This is a genomic window from Methanosarcinales archaeon Met12 (assembly GCA_002813105.2).
Classification (GTDB): Archaea; Halobacteriota; UBA148; order UBA148; family JAJOKI01; genus JAJOKI01.
Window position 1 is genome coordinate 772399 of the sequence record CP017966.2, and the last position, 22962, is coordinate 795360.

Consider the following 22962-nt stretch of genomic DNA (forward strand, 5'->3'; position numbering starts at 1 on the left):
ATGGGTTTACTCAACTCGCCCTATCTTAATCAGCGAAAGCATGGGCACACCCGCTACTGAGTCCTGCCCCCTCTTATCCATCATAACCACTATTGCGAGTGGTTCTGCACCCATCTCCTCGAGTAGTTCCACTGCTTCCTGTGCAGTGGCGCCACTGGTGACCACGTCATCGACGATGATGCACTTCTTGCCCTCGATTTGAGCGAAATTGTGACTGATAGTTCCTTTAACACCCTGTTTTTCCGGTTCCCATCGTTGCTTTTTTGGATGGAGTATTGCCAGCTCCGCGCCGAGCTCATCTGCGACCAAAGTCGCGAATGGAATGCCGCTCAGGACGATTCCCACAACAACATCCACTTCTGCCTCGATCGACTCCAGGACCATATCAGTGAGTGCGCTGGAGATATGCCTCATTCTCTGTGAACTCTGACCTATCTTGCTCAAGTCGATGAATATATCCTTCGGAGCCGGCCCCTCTTTCTCTTCGGCACAGGAGAACAGCCAAGTAGCAGTCTCCTTGGAAACGTTAAGTTCATCAGCTATTTCGCCCGACATCAACCCCATCTTCTTCAGTTCTATCGCCTTTTTTATAAGGGCGTCGATATTTTTCATCTCATTCCCTCCTTCGTCCTGTGACCTTTGCATGGTTGCGGCATCTCGCCTTTTTCAGTCTTGACCCGCAGACAGGACATACTATTTCTCTTGTGAAATATCTTCCACAACCAATACATCGTTTTTCCCATATTAAAACATCTTTGATTTTCTTCTGCGAGATTGGTTTTACTTGAATTCCCATATGAGATGCCACGTTTTGTATGGCATAGTCATCGGTGACCAAATATGTATCTTTGCCATTGTACTGGAGTGCCTTTGCAAGTAATGCGATGTCGGTTTCGGACAGCGCATTCAGGTCGCCGGCGCTTTTTGCCATCTTTTTGACCATCTCTATGTAGTGCTGTTCCGCAGGCTCCACCCCCATTCCGGCGCTTTTTGCCAGTTCAAATGACATAACAGACATTCCGTCTTTCAATTCATCTATCACTGCCGGTACCGTAATCCGTTCTCCATCATTTATGCGACATTTGTAGATGAATACAGAGGCATCTAATATCAGTACTTTGGAGGTCATAAGTATTATCCATCTTAAAGACCACGTGAGCGGTCATAAATCTATTCCAAAAACGAAAGGTATATAACACAAAGACCACCTAAAGTTAAATATGACAGAACTTCCACTTGCACCAGTAGGCCGAATTGTAAGAAAAGCAGGCGCTGAGAGGGTCAGCGAAGACGCCAGAATAATTTTGGCAGATATATTGGAGGATTATGGACTCAAAGTATCTGCAGAGGCGCTCAAGTTAGCAGGACACGCTGGCAGACGGACCATAAAAGCAGAGGATATTAAATTGGCGGCTCAGAGATTATAGTCAATATAGTCAATAATTAGTTTTTTTAAGAAGTGTATCGCCATAGAATAGTGGATTAGAGGACATGAAAGAGACATTGATTATATTTTTAAAAGGGGTGTTTATGGGAATCGCCAATATAATACCTGGCGTTTCTGGCGGAACAATTGCACTGATAACTGGCATTTATGAAAGATTGATTCATTCAATAAGTAAGATAGATTTTGATTATAGGAATATAGATTTTAGATTATTTATTCCATTGGTTTCAGGCAGTGGTTTAGCGATATTGCTCATGTCTGACCTAATATATTCTCTCTTGAATTATTTTCCTGCCATTACTCATGCCTTCTTCTTTGGTTTAATATTTGCATCAGCAATCTTGCTTTACAAAAAAGAATGTATCCTCTCAATTAAAAATACCTTGTTTATAATTGCCGGATTCTTATCTGCCTTCTTATTCGTAGGGTTGGCTACATTGCAAATCGGGCATTCCCTGATTATTATCTTCATCTCTGGCATCATGGCTGCATGCGCAATGATGTTGCCTGGAATCTCTGGCGCATTCGTACTGTTGTTGCTAAATCAATATGAATATATGCTCTCAGTACTGAGGGATATGCGATTATTAGAAATCTTTGTATTTTGTTTCGGTGGTTTAATTGGCGTTTTATCTTTCTCAAGAGTTATAAGTTATATATTAGATAAATATAGACTTGCTACTATCTCTCTTCTTATTGGCATGATGTTGGGCGCACTGCGATTGCCTTATCAGATTATAGTCGATTATATATTGTATCAGAATATAGTTAATTGGATTGATTTGATACTGCCCATCTTTGCTTCATTCCTCTTTGGGTTTTTTATTATTTTTGTTTTGGAAGATATGTGCGGGAAATTTGCATAAGAGAGTGTTCAAAAAATACCAATCCTTTTTGCAAAAGATACAATCTCTGCTCTGTCCATGCCAATTAACGGGCGGCAAATCGGGAAATCGATGTCAAGAGCCTCTGCAAGCACATCTGCTGATATCTGGGCGGCAACCTGCTCCAACGATGAGCCTGTGATTATCCCATGCGCCCGCTCTTTTTTTGCTATTTCTGCAGCAATTCGATACGTATTCTCTACGCCTCCTCCATGCGGCACTTCGTGGATTTTCATTGGGTAATTCGGCGCCCATCTCTGCAAAATTTTAATATGCTCCACCGCCCTGCCCCCCTCTGCCGCACCGGAAAGATGAGCATTATCGCAGCATACCGGGATTATCTCGCAGCCACGCCTCATCATAAGCCATACTGCAACGGACGAGCTGATGTCATCAGTTATCAAAGCCACCATCCTACCCTGCGTGCCAAGCGGTAGACCGCCAACGCCTTTGATGATTTTCGTATAAACATAGGCTTTGTCGGGTCTCACCTCGATGAATATCTCTTTGTCGGGAGACGTCAGGTCAATGGAGGGATTTTGCCCCTTGATGCGCTCGTATACGGCATCTCCGCACGATACTCCGATGTCCCTGCTGGAAAAATCGTGGACTCCTGCTTTGCGCGCCCGTATGGCAAACGACTCGTTTTGATGTATTGTCAATTCACCGACGTCTGCGGCCATCTGTGCCATCATCTGCAGGTCTGGATCTGTGGTTATCACAGGACTCGTTGACACCACGCCAAAAACGTTCGCCACCACATCTGCGATGTCTGGGTCGTTGGAATGGGTGAATATTCTGCCTCGGTCCCGTCTGATGCCTGAATATGTCTTCTTGTGCAGGTGCAGTACTGCCTTGATGTTTTCCACGAGGATGCGCTCATATCGGCTTCGCACCCTCTTACTTTTTAATCCTATCTCGCCGTAGCGAATCAAAATTGCATCGTAATTGAGCATCTATAACCTTATTGTCCTATGAATAGTTTAATCTTTGTCGAACTGCAAGTATTTTCATTATGTCCATCAAAACGGGAATCGTATATCACGAGGATTATCTGAAACATAAGACGAACACTCATCCGGAGTGCAAGGAGCGTTTGACCGCTACGATGAATCTGCTCAAAAAGAGTGGAGCATTGGAGAATTTGGTCGACATCGTTCCGAAAAAAGCAACTCCTGAACAGATTGAGTGGGTGCATGACGCCTCTTACGTTGAGGGTGTGCAGGCGCTCTGCCAGAGTGGTGGGGGAATGTTAGATGCCGATACCGTGCTATCGGCAAATTCATACGATGTTTCACTGCTCGCGGTTGGAGGTGTCATGAGCGCAGTTGATGCAGTTATTGGAGAGCTGAGTAATGCTTTTGCGCTGATCAGGCCGCCAGGGCATCACGCATTTTCAGATCATGGGGGTGGTTTCTGTATCTTCAATAACATTGCGATGGGGGCACGATATGCTCAAAGCAGGCACGATATGAAGAAAGTCCTAATCGTCGATTGGGACGTGCACCATGGAAACGGTACGCAGGATATATTTTACGATGACGCATCTGTTTTATATTTTTCGATACATCAAAGCCCATCCTATCCCGGTACTGGAAAGATGGGTGAAGTCGGCATCGATGATGGAAGCGGCTTTACTGTAAATGTTCCGCTGCCTGGAGGGACAGGAGACGCAGGATACGTCTACGTTCTCAACGAAGTCCTGGTTCCGATCTCCCTTGAATTTCGACCAGACCTTGTAATGATTTCCGCCGGACAGGACCCGCATTTTGCAGACTCACTGGGGGGAATGAACGTAACGGCCATGGGATTTGGATATCTCGCCAGCATAGTCAAATCTATCGCAAATTCCACATCTGAAGGTCGAGTGGTTGCTGCGCTGGAAGGAGGATATGACCTGACTGCGCTACCGTATTCGGTCTTATCCATCCTCAATTCATTGGGGAGTTTGGGCATGGATATAAAAGAGCCGACATCTTCCCCGAAAGACGAATTATCCAATCAAGTTAGAGAAAGGGTAAAAGAGGTTAAAGAAGTGCAGAGGGATTACTGGGATGTTTTCTGATATGGGCAACTTTCATCTCAACTTGAGCTTCTATATCCTCTGCGGTGGCAACGGCGATTATCGCCATTGTAAGTTTCACAGATAGTTCTATCCATTTCCTATTTATGATGGCAATCAAGCCCCGCTTACTCTGTCAATCCCCTCTATCCTGTCAAAATCCGAATCAAAACTTGCTATCTTCTTTATGTTGTTTTCTAACATGATCGCTACGTGCAAGGAGTCGGCTATCTTTAGCCCCTTCTTGCGTTTTATATCTAAGGCTGAGTAGAAAGTATTTGTAGAAGGAGTTAGAAACGAAAGATTTGGGTGGTGTATCACGAAGTCCAGGGCTGAGATTGCTTTTTCACAGGATACTCTCTCCTTTTCCAGTACCCATAGAAGTTCGTGAAGTGTAAAAGGGGAAATAAAACCCCTGCCGTTTCCAGTAGCGACTTTCTGGAGTATTGCCTTTGCGTGATTAAAGTTCTCCTCCTTTTTAAGAAAAACGAGAAATACATTCGTATCTATGTATATATTCTCCATTACTCCCACAGCCCTTCTCTTGCTTCTTTAACAGCCTTCACAGGCTCCTTAACCTTTATGGAGCCGGCATATTTCTCGTAAAACTCCTCGAGCTTTTCGATCTGAACTTTGTCCTTTTGAACATCAAAGACGATGATGTCGCCAGCTGATATCCCAATTTTCTGCCTGATCCCCTTGGGTATGGTAATCTGATACTTCGTTGAGACTTTTGACGATTGCATTTCTTACACCCATTCTAAAATAGTATTACGTTTTTTAAATAGTTTACGGTCTGATATGGTGATATTTAGAGTAAAAAGAAACAAGGGTGGGAAGATACTGCTTGAAGATTATATCAGAACTATAGATATCTGACCTTCAACATTTGATTCTAATATCGTCATTTCATTCGCCTATCTTTTCCTAAAATACTTCCTTAGAAAAACCCTGAATTCTTCATCATCTATTTTGATAATTTGCGCATTCTTCAACACGCGATAGCCGTTCTCAATCGCCTCTGACACGTGCTTCCCCAGGCTACATGTCTGCAATTCAGATTTCAACAGGGCATTCACATCGGCGTACTTCCTCGGTATCTCGACGGCATATCTCCCAGAGCGGATGTAAGGATGGCAGTTTGCATGTTTCGCTTTGAATTTTTCGGCGTGCGTAACCGATTCAACAGGAGGCCCCATGTGCATTTTGATAGGGGGCAGTCTTGCTATTTCCATCTCCAGCAGGATAACCGAGTTGGAATTGGACCACACGTCGCCGTGAAATACCCTGAAATCATTTCGGTGGAGCAGTTCTTCTATGGATTTAAGCGCTTTATACAATTGCGGATAGAGCACATCATCCACAACATCCGGCGCCTTGAACACGATGGCAAATACATCCATGCCCCTTTGCTTCAATTCATCGACGAGCTCATCATCGGTCATGGGTTTGACCTCTGGTGGGAAAAAGAAACTAATGTCTGGCGTTTTCAGGAACGTGCGCGATACATCGATAAACATACAAAACTTATCCAGTGAGACGGCAGCAGCGACATTTCTCGATGGGTCCACTGGATCGATGACGACCAGGGGAGCATCATGCTCATGGCCTTTATGGTCTTCTATGCCAATAATGACCCCTCGCCGCCACCCTTTTGCACTTTGCAGCACGTTCAGGAACGACCCATATTTGAGGACTAATAGTTCGCATAGGTATCCAGAAAAGCCCATCGTCCTGAGTTCTGCACCATAAACACCGATGCCCTTCATGAACTGTTTGAGCAGTCGTACCTCATTTTCCAGCCCATTGATTCTGGCTTTTATGTACTCGTTATGGAACGGCGTTCTATCCACCGCAGATTTGATCGATGCCGGATTGGAAACGCTAAAGCATGGGACCAGATCGACAGCATAGCCCCCGAAGAATGCCTTTAGGTATGGATGTTCTGCATACCGCTCCTCGTATTTAGTTGCAACCCTCTTGGCGATTTGGAGTCCCAGCGACTCCATTTCTTCCTCTGAAATCGTTTCAGGGAGCATTATAAATATATCGAGGTCCAGGTCACCAGATATCCATGTACCTTTTGCAACTGAGCCGACCAACAGTCCATGCGCATCAACGCCAAGCTCTTTTGCGGCCTCATCGATGCGAGATATGATATGTTCAGCAAATTCCAGCAACGCTTTTTTTTCACCTTCGCCAGGCACTATTTCCTTCAGGACAGTGGAACATATTTTATCGCCGGTCATCAAGTTTTACCTCCAATAGGGTTTCGTAGATTGGCCCATCTGATGTCAACGTGCTCTTTTTTAGCTTAATATGGTCAACTCTCATCCGCCCGAGTGAGATGTCGGAGAATTCCCGGATGGCGTTTATCAGGGATCGTTTCTGCGCTGGCGAAAGTCGCTTAACCCTTGCCAGCGTCGCATGTGCCGTGAATTTGCGATTATCTGCTCGAATTTTTAAAGGCATTAGTGCTTCTTCTATTGCACTGTGCAGTTTTTCGAAATGCCGTGAAATTGAAGGGCTTACCCCTACCCAGATGACGTTGATGTGATTCACATCCGGAAAAACCCCAATCCCATTTATTTCTGCATCAAAAGGGGAGTGGTGGACGTTCTGGAGGGCATTTTTTATCGCGTCAACTTGTTCATCATCGATGTCACCGAGAAACTTGATGGTGATGTGAATTAGCTTGGGGTCCACCAGCTTCACACCATAGTCTACGAATTGCCGCTGGATGTCTGCCACTTCCTTCTGGATATCCTCTGGAAAATCCACTGCAATAAATGCTCGAATCACTTTATCCCAACTTCATCTGCTGGTACTTTATGTACAGGCCATCGAGGTCCATGACCTCTCTGGTGATACCACATAAGACCTCAGCCCCGATTTCAGTAATTGGATTATTTTTTTTATCGACAAATTCATAGGCTGGATCGTCCGAAGGAATATTAATCCGCTTTACAGCCTGACGATATTCTTTCAGATTTGACTTATCACACTCCCTGGTCCATTCGGTCGTCATGGGAGGTAGTCCTGCCAATTTCAGTTCATGTTTGAAACAAGGCCGGTGAAAAAGCGTCGACAGCACATACACTCCCACCGCAAAGCGCCTATCAGGGTCTAACTTGGCTATACGCTCCCCTACAAGCGCATATATGTCTTTGTAATATTTGGATGACGATGGGGATGAATGAGCGAGGGAGTATACTTTGGATGGAGGAATATCTTTCTCCATTACATGCTCCAAATCTCTGAGTGCCCTTAGATATCCTGTGATGATCAATCTATGCTGGTCATACCCCTGTTTTTTAAACTGGCGGGTTATTCCACTGATCGATAGTTGCCCTTTCTCAAGCATTTTAATTAACATTTCATAGAATTTTTGTTCCATATCTTCCTCAAAATCTAATTGGTAACAAATACAGGTGAATGTTCTTTTATTGTTATCAGGTTTGATAAAACTTTCTATTTTTTATGACCAAGTCTGATGTTAAAAAGTTTTAAAGCACATAAACTACATGATGTTGATGGGATTTATTGATGGCTGACGATGACACCTCTAAACTAGATGCTCTCGCCAGACGCGGCTTAGGTGTAATCAACAACGTCAAGGTATACTCCACTGAAAATTGTCCAAGGTGTGAGCAACTGAAGCGCTTGTTGAGGTCGTATGGAATTCGATATGGGGAGGTAGATATGTCCACCCCCGAAGCGCTAACCGAATTAAGAATGAACGGAATATTCACCCTAACCGCACCAGTACTGCAGGTAGGAGACGATTTTTTCGTTCCATAGATGATACAAGGAGGTAACATGTGCTCTGATATGGCTAAGGCTAACATAATACAAAAAACACTTGAAGGCGCAGAAGTGCCAGCAATGCCCAAAGTCAGAACATCTGATGGGCACATACTTGATTGGGACCGAGAAGCCATTGTCAATCAGTTGATAAAGGAGACAAAACTCAGCGAGGAATTTTATAAGATTCCAGGAATTGACGAAGAGACTGCTCGAGATGTTGCAAAAAAAGTAGAGAAACGCATAAGGATGATGGGTATAACCCACCTATCCGGTCCGCTCGTAAGAGAGCTCGTAAACAACGTTTTACTGGAAGAGTATCACCAGGAGTGGCGAAACGTCTCCACGCGCGTCGGCACACCAGTATATGATGCCCATCTGATCGATATCGGCAATGGTTTCGAGGTTAACGAAAATGCAAATCTGCAGGATAATGCCGAGACATCTCACAAGAAGAAGGCCGACAAGATTTCCAAGGAACAGTATCTGCTGTTGCTGCCGCCGCATCTGGCTGATGCACATCTGAATGGCGACATTCACATACATGATTTAGAGTATTTCGGCACGAGGGGCTTCTGTCAAGACTGGGACCTACGATATTTCTTTTATTACGGGCTGATGCCAGACGGCTCTGGCACCAAGGCAAGCGTTGCAGGTCCGGCAAAGAAGGCAGAAGTTGCCGTACTGCACGCTGTGAAAGCACTTGGGTCGGCACAGACCAATTTCGCAGGAGGGCAGGGCTTCTATAATTTTCTGACGTTTATGGCGCCTTATTTTGAAAACAAGAGCTACGAGGAGATCGAACAGTTGGTACAGATGTTCATCTACGAGATGACACAGATGATGGTCGCCAGAGGGGGCCAGCTGGTATTCTCCTCAGTGCAACTATCTCCAGGCGTCCCGAAGCTCTGGCGAGATAAGCCCGTCGTATACCAAGGCAGGCTATGGGATGGAGAACAGGCACCCCTGCGCACATATGGGGAGTTTGAACGAGAGGTGAGGCTGGCATTCAAGGCGATGATTAACGTGATGTTGCAGGGGGATTACTGGGGCAAGCCATTCAACTTCCCAAAACCAGAGATATCCATCGAACCGGATTTCATGGAGGAGGATGAGAAATTCAACAAATCGCATCCAGATTTGCCGACCTATGACGAACTGTACTATCTCGCATTTAAATTGGCGGCAAAATATGGGTCGCCGTACTTCGATAACCAGCTGCCAGCATACAGGGGCGCTGGAAAGGGCATTTCGTGTTATCAGTGTTGCGCCTATCAGTTCTCTTCTAATGAGGAGGACGATGAATTCGAGAATAAGCTGTACTTCAGAGACGGTAAACATTTCTCCATGGGTGGGTGGCAGGTCATCTCGCTCAACTGTCCAAGGGCAGCATATAAAGCCGACCATGATGACGCTAAGCTATTTAATGAATTGAAACGGTTGATGGATGTTTCCGTCGAATTGTTCAAAGTCAAGAAAAAATGGATGGACATTATAATCAAGAATAATCGGATGCCGTTTGTCACCCAGCGTCCAAAGGATCCCGTTACAGGCAAGAGGGGCGATGTTGCCGTATATATTGAAGGCCTCGTCTATACCATCGGTGTCGTGGGCATCAACGAGATGGTCCAGCATCATCTGGGCAAGCAGTTGCATGAGTCTGTAGAAGCGCAAAAGCTTGCAGTAAGAGCGTTGACGGAAATGGAATTATATGTCAAGGAGTTAATTGAAAAATGCGGCATGAATATCGTATTGGCACGGACACCTGCGGAGATGACTGCTCAACGATTTGCAGTGTCAGATACCCTGCATGACGAATATAATAAGTGCGCTGAGCAAGTCGTTAAAGGGAATTTAAAAAAGGCGAAGGAGATGATGAAGGAGACAAGGGACCTGCCCATCTACTACACCAATGGCACCCATGTCCCCCTCGGTGCAGATATCTCCATCATCGACCGAATCGGCATCGAACACGTATTCTTCCCAATAGTCGATGGCGGGAACATCCTTCATATATGGATGGGCGAAGGTGCGCCTGACCCTGCTGGACTGAAGAGTTTTGCAATGAAAATAGCGAAGAATACGCAGGTGGGCTATTTTGCGTTCACGAAGGACATGACGGTATGCATGGATGATTTTCATGTCGCCTCTGGACTGAAAGATGAGTGCCCCAACTGCAACTCCACGAATATTGAGCACCTGTCGCGCGTTACCGGGTATATTCAGGCAGTCAGTGGATGGAACGCTGCTAAAAAACAGGAGTTAATGGATAGGAAGAGGTATGATATTTAGGTTCTGAGCTTCCAACTCCAGCTAATTTTAAAATCCTGTGGAAGTTAATATGAGTTATACGCCAATTGGTCGGCTTAGGGAGGAAATGAAAACATGAAAAAAGAAAAGATTATCATTACAGGGAAAATGATTGAGATTAAAGGAACACTAGCTCGTCATAAAATAGTACAAAAGGTTGTTAATACATTCATTAAGACAGAGTATCGCAAGAAAGGAAGAGATGTAATATTCCAATATCCTGTAGAAAATCTACTGGATGAACAACTTTTTATCGTTAGACCTGGACATAAAAAGAATTTTGATTTTAAAGTAGGGGTAATTACAAATCTGGGACTCGGGAAAGGAAGCCATATAGAAATAGCTACAGATTTAAGAAAGAAGAAACAAAAGAATCTACAGAAATTTGGGGAGGTATTGAATGCAATTACCCAGATATATGATTGTTTAGAAAGTGATGCTGATAAGATATTGTCAAGTTATCCCGATATGGATAAATCATTCCAAACAGGTGCAAAAGTTGAGGTCATTCTGAAAGTTGTGAAATGGCTATTTATTATGGAAGATATCGTTTATTGGGATAATGAAGGACGGGCGTTTTTATTTAATTTCCTTAGGTATGTCTCAGAAGAAACAGATGATAATAGGCTCAAAGAGGCATTAGAAAAAGTAAAAAATCCTGATAGATTAAAAAGTTTCATGAGAAAGTGTGGTATTGAATGGATACCAAGCAAGGGGTAAACCTTATGACAATAGAAAAGTACTTGAACAAAGTCTTTCTAAAAGATATCATGGAACTCTTAAAAGAGTTGCCTGATAAATGTGTTGATATGATTTATGGCGATCCAGATTATAATGTTGGTATAAAGTACGGTGATAAATCTTATACCAAAACTTTTGATGAATATATCGAGTGGTACATTGAATTAGCAAAAGAATCTATTAGGGTTCTCAAGGACGACGGTAATATATTTTTAATCAACTATCCCAGACAAAATGCATATTTGCGTGTTAAATATCTGGATAATGGTTGTTATGATGTTTCGGATTATGTTTGGGTTTATAATACAAATGTAGGACACTCCCCCAATCGCTTTACTACTGCCCACAGAAGCATACTACATTGTAGAAGGACAAAGGATAACAAATTTTATAAAGAAAATGTGGCAGTCCCCTATAAAAACCCAACAGATAAACGAATTTTACAAAACTTAGCCAATGGCTCAAAAGGAAGAATGCCTTATGACTGGTTCTATTTTGATTTGGTCAAAAATGTAAGCAAAGAGAAAACATTTCACGCTTGCCAAATTCCTCAAAAAATGTCTGAAATGTTAATTAAATCCTGCACTATGCCAAAAGATATTGTTTTGGTTCTATTTGGTGGGAGTGGTTCCGAAATAGAAATCTGTAAGGTGCTCAACAGACAATATATCTCAGCTGAAATTGATGAAAAGTATTACAAAATGATTCTTGATAGGTTAAGTAAAGGGAAAATTGAACAAGAATATCGTCTGAATATGAAAAAATATGAGATCAACAATATCCAAACGCAGCTAAAATTTCTTGAAGAACAGAAAGAATATTTAGTAGCGAAGTAGAAAAAATAAAATGAGGATGTCATTGGCGAAATTAAATATTGATAAAGGAGATAATGAAATATGACTGAAAAAACCTTCCCCCAAAAACAAACAAGACAAACAACAATGTTTGGAACATATGAATTCTCATCTTATGAAGAAATAATGGAGGTTTACGCTAAGGAATTCGCAAATTATATTCTTCCCAAAGGGGACACTATATTTGGTTTCTGGATGCAAACATTGGCTGATTTGGAGTTTTTAGATTTGGAATTACAAGGTTTAACTGACGAATATAAAATTGATCCAGTAAATAGAGTGGTTAATTTAAAAGGAGATGAGGACTATATAAGATTAAGAATTGCCCATCTTGAAAAAGTAAAAGGAAAAACAACCCTTTATACCGAATTAGTGGATAAATTTGGTGATACTAATGCATACGCTTTTCATAATCTTTATCCATACAAAGGCAAATTTTATCCCAGAGTTGTACGGACTTTAATCAATGCCTTCAAATTAAATAATGATTCACTACTTTTTGACCCTTTTAATGGCTCTGGAACTGCTACACATGAGGCTTCTCTTATGGGTATTAAAAGCGTGGGGATAGATGTTACTCCAATGGGAATTGTTTTATCAGAATTAAAAAATGATTTACTTTTTATTGATGACCAGAAATTGAGTTTTGCACCAAAGGAACTACAAGATATTTTGCAGGCAATAGAAAATAGAAGATGGGAACATTCCGACCCTTTAATTCATAAGTTAATGTTGGCAGTATATTTTGATACGGTTGACGCCTTTGTAAGGACTTCGAGATATAACAGGAAAGGGAAGGTAGGTCTCTTTATTGAAAAATTGAATTACCTAAGAGACTGCTATAAAAAGACTATGGAAATTAAAGAAAAATATGGACTTAAATTTGAACCTGCCCAAATTATAGAAGGGGATATACTTGAACTTAAAAATATGAGTGAAATGGAAGAAAAGTTTGATGCGTGCATTACGAGTCCACCTTACTATTTTTCTATAGATTATGTGGGGAAAGATAAGATTGCTTATGATTATTTAGGTGCGGATATGAAAAAGATTGAATCAAAATATTTGGGAATGAAGAATAGTGGATACCCTAAAAATAATTATAACGGACTGCCTCCGAGGGTTGCTATGTATTATGAGGACTTAAAAGAATCCACAAAAAATATCTTCTGGGCATTAAAGCCTGGTGGTAAACTCGCAATAATAATAGGGGATAGTACTGTTAGTGGGAAAAAGATACCAACAACTATGACAACCAAAAAGTTTTGTGAAGAAGCAGGATTTAAATTTGAAAAGTTAATATTCAATCCTCTCTTGGGTGCTCGCAATAGGGCAATAAGAGGAGAAAGTGTAATAATTTGTGAAAAGGGGAAATAACATGATTACAAAAAGGAATCTTCTTTGTGTAAAAGTAAAAGAAAAATTAGACCTTGGCCGGATATTACTTTATGAACCATATAAAAATATACTGGTAAACTTTAAGGAGTTATGTATTGATGTTAATGCTAAGGATTTTGACCCTGTAGCTAAAGTTTACGATGGGCTATTGAGTGTCCCTTCTGAAATTAGAGAATATTATGAGGCTTTATTAGGTGTTACTTCGTATTATCATCACAGCCAAGGAGGTAGGGGGAAGTATATTGAAAAGAAAATAGCCTCGTCTTTTGAAACTTGCTCTCTTGACATAGAACTTAGTAAATTTCCATTTTGGTTGGAATATCCATCTCTTCATAAAAAGAAAGGAATCTTTACTCAACAAGGTCTGTCATCAGAGGAAAAGAAAATTTTAAGAACAATTGAATGGGATTGGTTGGGTAATAGGGATGTAAGTACTGATGTAGGAAGCATTATACAAGATGAAAAAACGATGGTGTTGGTTGAACTTAAAAATAGAGTAGATACTGGGGGAACGGCTGGAAGGCGAGAAATCTGGACTTCTGAAAAGTTTGGAATTTTTGTAGAGTATTTTAAGTCCAATAAAAAATTGTTTAGAAAAAGTCACAAAGAATTTTCTTTGGCAGAATTGCTTGAGAGTTTTGGTATTGAAAACTTTGAAATATATATTGGTGTCTTGTTTGATACAGGCGATAATCCCGCAACAGTTCAGAGCGATAAAACCAATGGATTTTATTCTTCAAGCAAGCAAGGTTTTGAATACCTGCAAAATCTGGTAAAACAAAGTTCAACAATAAAGACAATTAACGAAGATCCTGAGAACTTACAGATGGAACTTGGGTTGAGTTATTCAAGTCTAAAAGTAAAGATAGGTGCTTTATACGGAAATGATATTACTTTAAAGCTTTTTAGAAAAAGTTTTCCGGTATCCGATTTACTTTTATTGAGATACGATGATATTTGGTTATCCCAACTAATAACCATTGAGGAAAGAGCCGTGTTACTTAAGCATCAGAAGAATTTTACTACAACCTTTTTGGGTTTATTAAATAGAGATAGAGATTTGAGAATAAAGTATGATGCCATAATAAATTCAGAGTGTGGAGAAACCGAACTTAATGCGATTGTAAGTTACTTGCTTAATAAATATACCCCCATTTTTGAAGATAAAATATTACCTGCTGGGAAAAATAAGGCTGGGTATTTAGCAGATGTAATTCAAGTTTTATGCGCAGCGGAGGCATAATGTTTTTACAAGGAATAATTTTACCAATGACGAATGGCGACCAACAGCGTATAACACAGCATAAAAGGCTCGTGCCTGACGGCACTCACCCAAATTTTTGCTTCGCAAAAACTTCTTTTATCCTCGATATCTCGGATTCAAAATTGTTAGAGTTGAAAAACATATCTTAATGGTAAGAGAGAACCTGGACAGCACTAGGACAACTTCACCTAACAGCAGATATTCATGAAGCAAACTTCTTATCCGCAAAATGTTAATTGATGTCCATTGATGAAAAGAGAACACAAAAAAGGATTTAAAGTGAATCTTGGCGATGTCGTTCCAGTATCAACGGTGGAGTGGTATGGAAAGGCGTCTATGGTTATATTCTTAAGGGGTTGCCCATTTAGATGTCCATATTGCCAAAATTATGCGATACTCGAAGGGGACAACTTCGTCGACATCGAGTATCTCGAGGGCCAAATCAAGAAGGCAAAAAATTTTATAGATGCCGTCGTCTTCTCTGGCGGAGAGCCGTTGATGCAACCCGAGCAAATAAAGCGTCTGGCAGGATTTACAAAAATGCAGAGCCTTCTGGTTGGTATCGAAACCAATGGATACTATCCTGAACATCTTAAAGAACTTATCGGCACAAAGTTAGTGGATAAGATATTCATAGATGTTAAGGCACCTCTATTCAGCCCCAAACTGTATGGCAAAGTAACCGGGGCAGATGGTAAAAAAGCTGTGACACAGGTTAAAAAGTCGCTTGAGATATGCAGGGACCATAATCTTGAAATCAGAACTACCGTGTTTAGGGGACTGATCTGCGACAAGAACGATATCAAAGCGATTGCAGAGGAGGTATCTTCTTATGGAAAAAACATTCCATATGTGCTCCAGCAGGGCAGACCAGAGCAGGGTCGGAGCGAAGAATTGAAGCAATATGATGCACCGGACAGAGATGAACTGCTGGAATTGGGTAGAATGGCAAAAAGATATCTGAGGGATGTGCGAATTAGGACAAAAGAATTTGGAGAGGAATTAATTTGAAAGTAGTGGGTTTCGTGGGGATGCCAGCGTCAGGCAAGACCGAGGCGGCTAAAGTATTACAATGTCATGGCATCCCGATAATCAGGATGGGAGATGTAGTGCGGGCAGAGGTTAAGGCAAGAGGTCTCGACATCACCGAAGAGAACGTAGGAAGGGTGGCAGATGAACTGAGAAAAAATGAAGGGATGGATGCGGTAGCCAAACGATGCATATCTCTCATTTCGAAAACTCCACCCTCAAACTGCGACACGGTCGTCATCGACGGTATACGGGGCATAGCAGAGGTAAAGGCATATGAAAAGGCATTCGGGAATCGATTTATATTGATTGCAATTGAGGCGTCTCAAAAGATTAGGTTCAACAGGGCAATGGCTCGAAAAAGAGAAGATGATGTTTCCAACTGGGAATCGTTCAAGCAGAAGGATGAGCGCGAACTTCGCTGGGGATTAACAGAAGCGATGAACATAGCAGACATTTCTCTGGATAACGATGGAACCCTGGAAGAGTTTAAAAAACAAGCTAAAAGCATTTTAGGAGGCATCTAATATTTTTAAGGCCACGGTCTCGGCACCCGTACACCCCACTGAATTAGTAGAAAGCGTTAATAGGGCGATCACCAACATATTCCCAGATGCCCAACTCGAGTTCAAGGACGTCACAAATCGACAATGTCTGCTAATCGGCACCACTTCCATGGATAAATTACGCGAACTTTTCATGAAACAGAATATCCTGGATTCTGTCAGGGCTGAACTTTTCAATGGCAGAAGTGGGAATAGAATCGAATTTAGGCTTAATAAACAAGTCGCATTCGTAGGCAAGGCAAATTTTGGCGAGAGTTCATTGGGGGATATCCATGTCTCCATCGAGTGTGAGCACACAGAGGAATTGATATACTGGCTGGCGCCAAGAATAGAACAGGGGGCTAAGCAATGAGAATTGGCTTTTCATCACTGGCACTGGTCAATAATCCATTTGACTGGGCATATGAATTGGAGGATATTGGATTCAATGGATGGGAGATCGTTGGCGAGGGAAAACAATATCTGACCAGGGCGACCGTCAAAAAAATACAGGAAGTGCAGGAGAGCACGAACCTGGAATTCACAGCACATCTTCCATTCTCTGATTTGAATCTTGCAAGCCTGAATCAAGGCATATGGGATGAGACTATTGCGCAGATGGGCAGCGCAATAAGGCATCTGGGAGAATTTACAGATTTGGTGGTCGTGCATCCTGGACATCTTTCACCGCTGGGGGCGGAATTGCCGGACGAAGCCTGGAAGCAAAACATCATCGGTATGCAGAAACTATGTGACATCGCAGAGGTGTTTGGAATAACGATTGGCGTGGAAAACATGCCCAACCTCGAATTTTTACTCGGTAGATTGCCAGAGGAATTGGCCGGAATGGTGGAGAATGTAAACAGGGAGAATATTGGCATCGCCTTCGACGTTGGGCATGCGAGCTTGACTGGGACATTGGGTGGATTTCTAAAATTAAAACCAAAACACGTTCATCTACACGACAATCGTGGAAAGGCAGATGAACACCTTCCGCTCGGGCATGGCATCATCGACTGGGCATCCGTGATGAAGGAATTAAAGGATTACAGAGGCAGGTTTGTCATCGAAGCGCGCACCGTCGAGGAGGGTAGAGAGAGCCTAAAGTACTTGAGAAGGCTTTGAGGAGCAAAGCTCTATCAATCGCCCCTCGCCATCACGTGTCCCCCTGGCGATCAGAGAGTCGCCTTTTTTGATTATCGTCCTCCCGCTTGGGTGGTATATCCATTTATTCTCCCTTCTAATTGCCATGATAAACATGCTGGTTTCCGTTTCCAGTTGCAACTCTACTAATGTCTTGTTGATGATATCTGCACCTTCTCGCACTTCTATGTTGGTGATGATCTCATCGGACTCTCTTATCGCAAGCATAAAGATTGGATGAAGTTCGATATCCCTTCGGACTATATCTGCGATCTCATCTGCCGCATCTGAAATGATCTCTGATGATATGGCCAGGTGGAGCAACCCTCTTAGACGATCCACATCATCGACTTGTTTTGCAGATTCCAGCACCCAATGTTCGAGTTCATATCTCATCTCATCCATCCTTGTTTCCAATATCTCGACCTCATGCGCAATCTCCTTGTTGTAAAAAAGCACGGCGGAGTAGGCGAGACCCACCGCCAGCTCGGACACGTTCTTCATGTCGATGATGAGGTCTACTGCCTTGTCGAGATCGTCTAACAATGCTTCTGGCTCAGATGGTGTTGGCTTATATTTCTTTCCAGTAGCCAATTCATACAGAATGGCGACGCCTTCGTCATGTCCTTTGGCGAACAGGATGTCGTCCACCATGACGACCGTTTTCTTGTTGGGGTCATATATCCAGTTGTGGTCGCGCCGAATCGCAATAACTTTCATGCCGGTTTCCGTTTCCAGGCGCAAATCCCCGAGTGATCTTTCTGTAAGGGGGGATGTTCTTTCGACCGCAACGCGCGTGACGGTTTCCTCTGCCTCTGGAATTGCGGCCTTCAGCTCGTGGGGGAGACCTAATTTATTAAGTACGATTTTTGCGATGTCTCCCGCCGCATTGGATATCTTTTCTGCAGCAGAAGCTACCTGCAGGACCCCTGAAAGCCCCTCCGCCTCTTCGACTCCCCTGGCACCGAGCATTGCCGCAATGTTGGCGTGATGCTCAAGTATGGTCATTTCCTCTTCTAATCTCAGCACTTCCTCTGCAATATCTGCATCATCATAAAGAACCGCTGAATACGCCAGGTCGACCATTAGCTCTGAGGTATCCTTCATCTCCTTCAAAATATCTTTTACATTCTTCGGCCTATAGTCGATTTCTTCGGTCATATCAATCAATTAATCATCTTTGAATTAATAAATGCTTTCCTTATACTATCATCATAGCCACACCAAATAATATCAAAACGCCAAACACGTCGCAGATACTTGTAACTATGGGTATCGTCGTATCATCAGGATCTATGCCATTGTTATATGAATAAAAGGCAGACAGAGTAGCGACGATTATCGCCATCATAGTTATTAGAATCCCCGAGATTGTAGATATCAAAACCATTTCAAAGAGTCCGGGGCTCCCAAAGTCAATTAAAACACTGAATAGGTGTCCAAAGACTCCAACCAGAAAAAACGAGAGCATACCGACGATGAGAGTGGCAAGAATGTTGTTCTTAAATACGAGACTTGTATGCCTGAATTCTATCGTACCAAGGTGAAGGGCAGATGAAGTACGGGCGCTGAGTATCGCGCCGATATTTCCCCCCATGCCAATCGTAACCGGGACCAATATAAACAACCCAGGAAGCGCGAACAGGGTATCTTCGTATGTAGTGAGAACTACTCCAGCAGCTATCCCCAAAAGAGAACATAGCGTGAGTAATGGAAGCGCAGTTTTCATGATTTTAAAAACGTTATACTCTTTTTGCAACTACCACACCCCCAATACGATTTCTGCCGCCATAAAAAGTGCAAGCATTGCAAATACATCGCCAGCAGTGGTCGCCACAGGTCCAGAGATGTTATCGGGATCTATGCCTTTTCTATATCCTGCAAAGGTGATTACCAAGACAAACATAGTCAGCAACAGTCCAGAGGCCACTCCGGCTATCAGGGATATCATCGTCAATGGAAGTATGCCAGCGCTCTCTCTTCCGAGCACCAGGAGGACGTAATGGGAGGTAACAGCCAGCACGACAGATATTATTACTCCCATGGCGAGTGTAGCCGCAATGCTGTGAATGAGGTTCTTATCATTCTTCAGCTCTGGTTGAATTATGCCCTGGTGGAGTGCTGACCCAAGTCTGGAGCCGAACGCCCCATATATGTTGCCCCTTGTATCCAATATCGCTGGCACCATTATTAATAATCCCGGAAGCGCCTTTAGCGAAGCTTCCATGCCCGTCAATACAATTCCTGCAAACAGACCTGAGAAGACACATATCAAGAGCAAAGGGAGTGTCTGCTTGAGGATGGAAGATACGCTGGCGTATTCTTCTATATACTCTTCGACATATTCTTTTAGGTCTTCCGTCCCTTCTTCGAGAGGCATCTATAGTTTGTATTGCCGATTTCATATTTAAGTTAATTGGAACGATTGGCGTAACCACAATCATATTTCGTAGTTTTACGTCCCCTGCGTCTGTATCCACCCTATTTCCTTCTTCATATCGTCTTTGGACTTTTTAGTATCCTTGATGAATTGTTCTTCCACCCTGAAGGCATAGAAAAAGGTGGCGCCCCCCTCGGGTACGTTTTTCCATAGGGATTTGTCCACGCATTTTGCGCCCAACTCGTCAACAAGCCCCTGATATGTCGCCGATTCTATTCGATAGATATATATTGCAAAGTCCTCCAGCGACTTAGTTTCTATGTTTCTCACCCGGTATATCCCTTTGTTATAGAATTTGTGTGAGATGAACGTACATTCTCTGCTTTTGAGCGTTTCTTGAATTCTGCTCGGTTCGAGGTCGACCACATGCCCAAGCCTGTCAATCTCCAATTGAAGTTTATTCATCCTGCACCTCTCGTCCCATCCCGAAGATATAAATGAAATATGGAGTGTACATACTTATAGATTCCGAGTTTTCACTCAGGCGCCGATAAATCTAACATCGTCTAATTTCTCGAAATGTTTGTCGCTGGTGACAATTGTCGCCTCATACATTATAGCAGTCGCCATAATGACTGCATCAGCCATTGGGAGACCATATTCCGAACTCAGGTCAGCTGCCGCAAATGCTACTTTTTCATCTAAAGAAACGATAGATGTATAGGAGACTATGTAGGCACAAGCCTCCATCGCCTTTTCATCACTTAACTCCTTTTTAATTTTTTTGTAAACCTCGTAGAGCACGATTGAAGGCGTGTAATAGTTTTTTGGGTTGGCATTATCTATAAAGGAGGCATATTCATTTATTTTTGGTCCCTTACCAAAATATTCAATCCATCCACAGGAGTCAATTAAAACGTTCACGTTCATCTCTCAGGCTTTTTGTAGTGACCCCTTTGGCCAACCCTTTAGCATCTTTTATCGCCCCAATCTTGACCATGTGAATTAAATTATCCTTATCTATCATGACCATTCGTTCCCCTGCCCGTATACTCAATCGCTCTCTGATCTTTTTTGGAATGACTACCTGGTATTTAGGGGATACAGTTACAGTATCCATCATATCACCGTAAAACAAATATGCTATCGATATATAAATAGTTTACTAATCAGGATATGGTACCACGACCTCCATAAAGTCCTGGGCAATGGACACGTTCTTGAAGATTGATTTTGCCCCATTCAGTAATGAAGAAGGGTCATCAGAATAGCGCGAACTGATGTGCGTCAGTACGAGCTCTTTACACTGCGCTGCGTTTGCAACGGTCGCTGCCTCTTTAGCTGTAGAATGTTTAGATTCAATTGCCCAGTCCTGCAAATCGTCTGCGAGAGTACCGTCATGAATCAACAAATCTGCATTCTTTGCCATTTTTATTATCGCATCACATGGTCTGGTATCTCCCGTATAAACGATTTTCCTGCCAGGTCTCTGCTTACCTACCACTTGTTCTGGCTTGATTTCATTTCCAGCTACGAACACGGATTGTCCAGAATGCAGTTTTGAAAATAATGGCCCAGGTGGGACACCCAGTTCAATGGCTTTCTCGCGATTGAATCTGCCCAACAAAGGATTTTCTTCCAGCACATAGCCAATACTTGGGATGCCGTGCTCGGTCTTGACAGCATGGATTGTATACTCTGGGCGCTCGATTTTATCGCCTGGCTTGATTTCATGGTCCTCGACGGAAAAACTCAACTTATAATAGCCAAGGGAAGTCAGCATCTTGACGAATTGATGCGTCCAGGCAGGGCCGTAGATGTGCAGTGGCTCGGTCCGCCCTTGGAACGACATAGTCTGGATGAGCCCAGGGATGCCCAGAAAGTGGTCTCCATGATAATGTGTTATGAAAATAGAAGTGAGATTTATCATCCCTGTCTTTGCTTTCATCATCTGCCGCTGCGCCCCTTCGCCACAGTCAAAGAGCAGTAATTCTCCTTTTCTATCAATCATAATTGCGGATGAACTTCGACTGGTCGTTGGCATGGTCCCGCCAGTGCCGAGGAAGGTTATTTTGAGCATGATGTCACCTTTTTTTCAATACGATTATGTGGCGCGTCAAACTCTTGTGAACTCGTTGCTGATGATGTTCGAGGACTTTAAAACCGACATCCTCGCCGATTGCCTTCATGGGAATTTGTGACACTATCACGGCATTCTTTCCAGATTTGAGTACGCGATACATCTCCTTTAATGATTTAACATATAAATCTTGCAGTGATTGTGCCATGTACAAAGTCGACTTCCCATATGGGATATCTGTCACGATTGCATCCACGGAGCTATCTGCCAGCCCGATATTACACGCATCTCCAATTATCAGCTCTCCCCCTATGTCATAATGCTGAAAATTGATCGCAGTACCGTACACCATCTTGCGCTGCACATCCATACCGAGGCAATTGACCCCCATCAACCCGGCTTCGATCAGTATGCCCCCCGTCCCACAGAATGGGTCCAGCAGGAGTTCTCTTGGACGGACAGAGGAGATGTTGACTATGGCGCGTGCAACTCCAGGCAATAATGCCCCCGGATAAAAGAATGGTTTTAGATGTGGTCGACGAAACTCATATTGGCGTCTGTCTATCGAAAACAACAATCTACCAAATATGCATTTATCCCCAGTGATGACGAGACGAAAAACGACATCTGGGTCTTCTAAACCCACCTTGTATCCTCGTTTATGTATGATTGCGCCGACGTCCTTTTCGATATCACCTCTAAAGGCATAATTTTTGATCTTCTTTGCCCTGACGCAAAAAGTCTCCTCGTTACCAAGTGGTAAATCCGATGCACTTACCATAGTTAGGATCAGCTCCATATCGGTTTGACACACGTCAATAACTTCCAAAATGTGATGGGTCATGGCAAGACGCCTCGCAATCGGCGGCATTTCATTGGTTTCGATGATAAGGACCTGGTCCAAAGTGGCTATCTCCCTAAAAGGGATATTAGAAGACGTCAAACAACCGATGACCTCTGACCTGGGCAGTGTTTGATGCTCTCCCGAGAGCTCGAATGCAATCCGCATGATATCGACATA

At 42.9% G+C, this 22962-nt stretch carries 29 protein-coding genes; 13 read left to right on the plus strand and 16 right to left on the minus strand.

What is annotated here, in order from left to right; genetic code table 11:
• Window positions 1-6 precede the first annotated feature (6 nt).
• Together BME93_04945 and BME93_04950 are read right to left on the minus strand one after the other, a co-directional pair.
• Window positions 7-612, minus strand: a complete 606-nt coding sequence (locus BME93_04945) for an orotate phosphoribosyltransferase-like protein (protein WRQ72885.1) — start codon at window positions 610-612, stop codon at window positions 7-9.
• A gap of 1 nt (window position 613) precedes the next feature.
• A complete protein-coding gene (locus tag BME93_04950; protein ATZ61421.2) occupies window positions 614-1129 on the minus strand; it encodes a DNA-binding protein in 516 nt (171 codons plus the stop codon).
• Between the two features lie 91 nt (window positions 1130-1220).
• On the opposite strand from BME93_04950, the gene BME93_04955 reads away from it, so the two are divergent.
• Both BME93_04955 and BME93_04960 read left to right on the plus strand, forming a co-directional pair.
• Window positions 1221-1427, plus strand: coding sequence for a histone family protein (locus tag BME93_04955; GenBank protein ID ATZ61422.2), 207 nt, complete (start codon window positions 1221-1223; stop codon window positions 1425-1427).
• Between the two features lie 64 nt (window positions 1428-1491).
• Window positions 1492-2313: a DUF368 domain-containing protein gene (locus BME93_04960; GenBank protein ATZ61423.2), complete on the plus strand. Its 822-nt coding sequence runs from the start codon at window positions 1492-1494 to the stop codon at window positions 2311-2313.
• An 8-nt stretch (window positions 2314-2321) separates the two neighbouring features.
• Here the strand turns inward: BME93_04960 and BME93_04965 are convergent, their stop codons facing one another.
• Entirely contained in the window at window positions 2322-3287 is a 966-nt protein-coding gene (locus tag BME93_04965) for a THUMP domain-containing protein (GenBank protein ID ATZ61424.2), read from the minus strand.
• A gap of 59 nt (window positions 3288-3346) precedes the next feature.
• On the opposite strand from BME93_04965, the gene BME93_04970 reads away from it, so the two are divergent.
• The gene (locus BME93_04970) at window positions 3347-4396 is read left to right on the plus strand and encodes a histone deacetylase (protein ID ATZ61425.2); all 1050 of its coding nucleotides are present in this window, start codon (window positions 3347-3349) and stop codon (window positions 4394-4396) included.
• Window positions 4397-4510: 114 nt separating this feature from the next.
• On the opposite strand, the gene BME93_04975 is transcribed toward BME93_04970, so the two are convergent.
• The 5 genes from BME93_04975 to BME93_04995 all read right to left on the minus strand — a co-directional run bounded on the left by BME93_04975 (window position 4511) and on the right by BME93_04995 (window position 7790).
• Window positions 4511-4918: a type II toxin-antitoxin system VapC family toxin gene (locus BME93_04975; GenBank protein ATZ61426.2), complete on the minus strand. Its 408-nt coding sequence runs from the start codon at window positions 4916-4918 to the stop codon at window positions 4511-4513.
• On the minus strand, window positions 4918-5139 hold the full coding sequence (locus tag BME93_04980) for an AbrB/MazE/SpoVT family DNA-binding domain-containing protein (GenBank protein ATZ61427.2): 222 nt from the start codon (window positions 5137-5139) through the stop codon (window positions 4918-4920). The genes BME93_04975 and BME93_04980 overlap by 1 nt, the downstream gene beginning before the upstream one ends.
• Window positions 5140-5310: 171 nt before the next feature.
• Window positions 5311-6642 (minus strand): CCA tRNA nucleotidyltransferase, encoded by a 1332-nt coding sequence (gene cca / locus BME93_04985; GenBank protein ATZ61428.2) that lies wholly within the window; start codon window positions 6640-6642, stop codon window positions 5311-5313.
• Window positions 6629-7195 carry an RNA 2',3'-cyclic phosphodiesterase gene (gene thpR, locus BME93_04990; protein ATZ61429.2) on the minus strand — a complete coding sequence of 189 codons (567 nt, stop codon included), beginning with the start codon at window positions 7193-7195 and terminating at the stop codon, window positions 6629-6631. The genes cca and thpR overlap by 14 nt, the downstream gene beginning before the upstream one ends.
• A gap of 1 nt (window position 7196) precedes the next feature.
• The gene (locus BME93_04995; GenBank protein ATZ61430.2) at window positions 7197-7790 is read right to left on the minus strand and encodes a hypothetical protein; all 594 of its coding nucleotides are present in this window, start codon (window positions 7788-7790) and stop codon (window positions 7197-7199) included.
• Window positions 7791-7939: 149 nt separating this feature from the next.
• Here BME93_04995 and BME93_05000 point away from each other — a divergent pair, with 149 nt between their 5' ends.
• The 10 genes from BME93_05000 (at window position 7940) to BME93_05045 (ending at window position 17463) form a co-directional block, all read left to right on the plus strand.
• Window positions 7940-8194 (plus strand): glutaredoxin family protein, encoded by a 255-nt coding sequence (locus tag BME93_05000; GenBank protein ID ATZ61816.2) that lies wholly within the window; start codon window positions 7940-7942, stop codon window positions 8192-8194.
• A 30-nt stretch (window positions 8195-8224) separates the two neighbouring features.
• Window positions 8225-10489, plus strand: coding sequence for an anaerobic ribonucleoside-triphosphate reductase (nrdD, locus tag BME93_05005; protein ID ATZ61431.2), 2265 nt, complete (start codon window positions 8225-8227; stop codon window positions 10487-10489).
• 93 nt (window positions 10490-10582) lie between these two features.
• A complete protein-coding gene (locus BME93_05010; protein ATZ61432.2) occupies window positions 10583-11227 on the plus strand; it encodes a hypothetical protein in 645 nt (214 codons plus the stop codon).
• 5 nt (window positions 11228-11232) lie between these two features.
• Window positions 11233-12084 carry a site-specific DNA-methyltransferase gene (locus tag BME93_05015; GenBank protein ID ATZ61433.2) on the plus strand — a complete coding sequence of 284 codons (852 nt, stop codon included), beginning with the start codon at window positions 11233-11235 and terminating at the stop codon, window positions 12082-12084.
• Window positions 12085-12144: 60 nt separating this feature from the next.
• Window positions 12145-13479: a hypothetical protein gene (locus tag BME93_05020; GenBank protein ID ATZ61434.2), complete on the plus strand. Its 1335-nt coding sequence runs from the start codon at window positions 12145-12147 to the stop codon at window positions 13477-13479.
• Window position 13480: 1 nt separating this feature from the next.
• Window positions 13481-14743 (plus strand): hypothetical protein, encoded by a 1263-nt coding sequence (locus BME93_05025; GenBank protein ATZ61435.2) that lies wholly within the window; start codon window positions 13481-13483, stop codon window positions 14741-14743.
• A gap of 270 nt (window positions 14744-15013) precedes the next feature.
• Entirely contained in the window at window positions 15014-15775 is a 762-nt protein-coding gene (locus BME93_05030; GenBank protein ATZ61436.2) for an anaerobic ribonucleoside-triphosphate reductase activating protein, read from the plus strand.
• Between the two features lie 5 nt (window positions 15776-15780).
• Window positions 15781-16320 carry an AAA family ATPase gene (locus BME93_05035; protein ID ATZ61437.2) on the plus strand — a complete coding sequence of 180 codons (540 nt, stop codon included), beginning with the start codon at window positions 15781-15783 and terminating at the stop codon, window positions 16318-16320.
• A 1-nt stretch (window position 16321) separates the two neighbouring features.
• A complete protein-coding gene (locus BME93_05040) occupies window positions 16322-16711 on the plus strand; it encodes an RNA-binding domain-containing protein (GenBank protein ATZ61438.2) in 390 nt (129 codons plus the stop codon).
• A complete protein-coding gene (locus BME93_05045; GenBank protein ATZ61439.2) occupies window positions 16708-17463 on the plus strand; it encodes a sugar phosphate isomerase/epimerase in 756 nt (251 codons plus the stop codon). The genes BME93_05040 and BME93_05045 overlap by 4 nt, the downstream gene beginning before the upstream one ends.
• Here the strand turns inward: BME93_05045 and BME93_05050 are convergent.
• The 8 genes from BME93_05050 to BME93_05085 all read right to left on the minus strand — a co-directional run bounded on the left by BME93_05050 (window position 17440) and on the right by BME93_05085 (window position 22950).
• Complete coding sequence (locus BME93_05050; GenBank protein ID ATZ61817.2) at window positions 17440-18642, minus strand: TrkA C-terminal domain-containing protein; 1203 nt, start codon at window positions 18640-18642, stop codon at window positions 17440-17442. The genes BME93_05045 and BME93_05050 overlap by 24 nt on opposite strands.
• Before the next feature lie 40 nt (window positions 18643-18682).
• A complete protein-coding gene (locus tag BME93_05055; GenBank protein ID ATZ61440.2) occupies window positions 18683-19240 on the minus strand; it encodes a magnesium transporter in 558 nt (185 codons plus the stop codon).
• The gene (locus tag BME93_05060) at window positions 19241-19861 is read right to left on the minus strand and encodes a magnesium transporter (protein ID ATZ61441.2); all 621 of its coding nucleotides are present in this window, start codon (window positions 19859-19861) and stop codon (window positions 19241-19243) included. It abuts the gene before it with no gap.
• Between the two features lie 75 nt (window positions 19862-19936).
• Window positions 19937-20326, minus strand: coding sequence for a hypothetical protein (locus tag BME93_05065; GenBank protein ID ATZ61442.2), 390 nt, complete (start codon window positions 20324-20326; stop codon window positions 19937-19939).
• A gap of 75 nt (window positions 20327-20401) precedes the next feature.
• The gene (locus BME93_05070) at window positions 20402-20785 is read right to left on the minus strand and encodes a type II toxin-antitoxin system VapC family toxin (protein ID ATZ61443.2); all 384 of its coding nucleotides are present in this window, start codon (window positions 20783-20785) and stop codon (window positions 20402-20404) included.
• Entirely contained in the window at window positions 20769-20984 is a 216-nt protein-coding gene (locus BME93_05075; GenBank protein ATZ61444.2) for an AbrB/MazE/SpoVT family DNA-binding domain-containing protein, read from the minus strand. Before BME93_05075 ends, BME93_05070 begins: the two co-directional genes overlap by 17 nt.
• A 42-nt stretch (window positions 20985-21026) precedes the next feature.
• On the minus strand, window positions 21027-21941 hold the full coding sequence (locus BME93_05080) for a ribonuclease Z (protein ID ATZ61818.2): 915 nt from the start codon (window positions 21939-21941) through the stop codon (window positions 21027-21029).
• 4 nt (window positions 21942-21945) lie between these two features.
• Window positions 21946-22950 (minus strand): THUMP domain-containing protein, encoded by a 1005-nt coding sequence (locus tag BME93_05085; protein ATZ61445.2) that lies wholly within the window; start codon window positions 22948-22950, stop codon window positions 21946-21948.
• Between the last annotated feature and the right edge of the window lie 12 nt (window positions 22951-22962).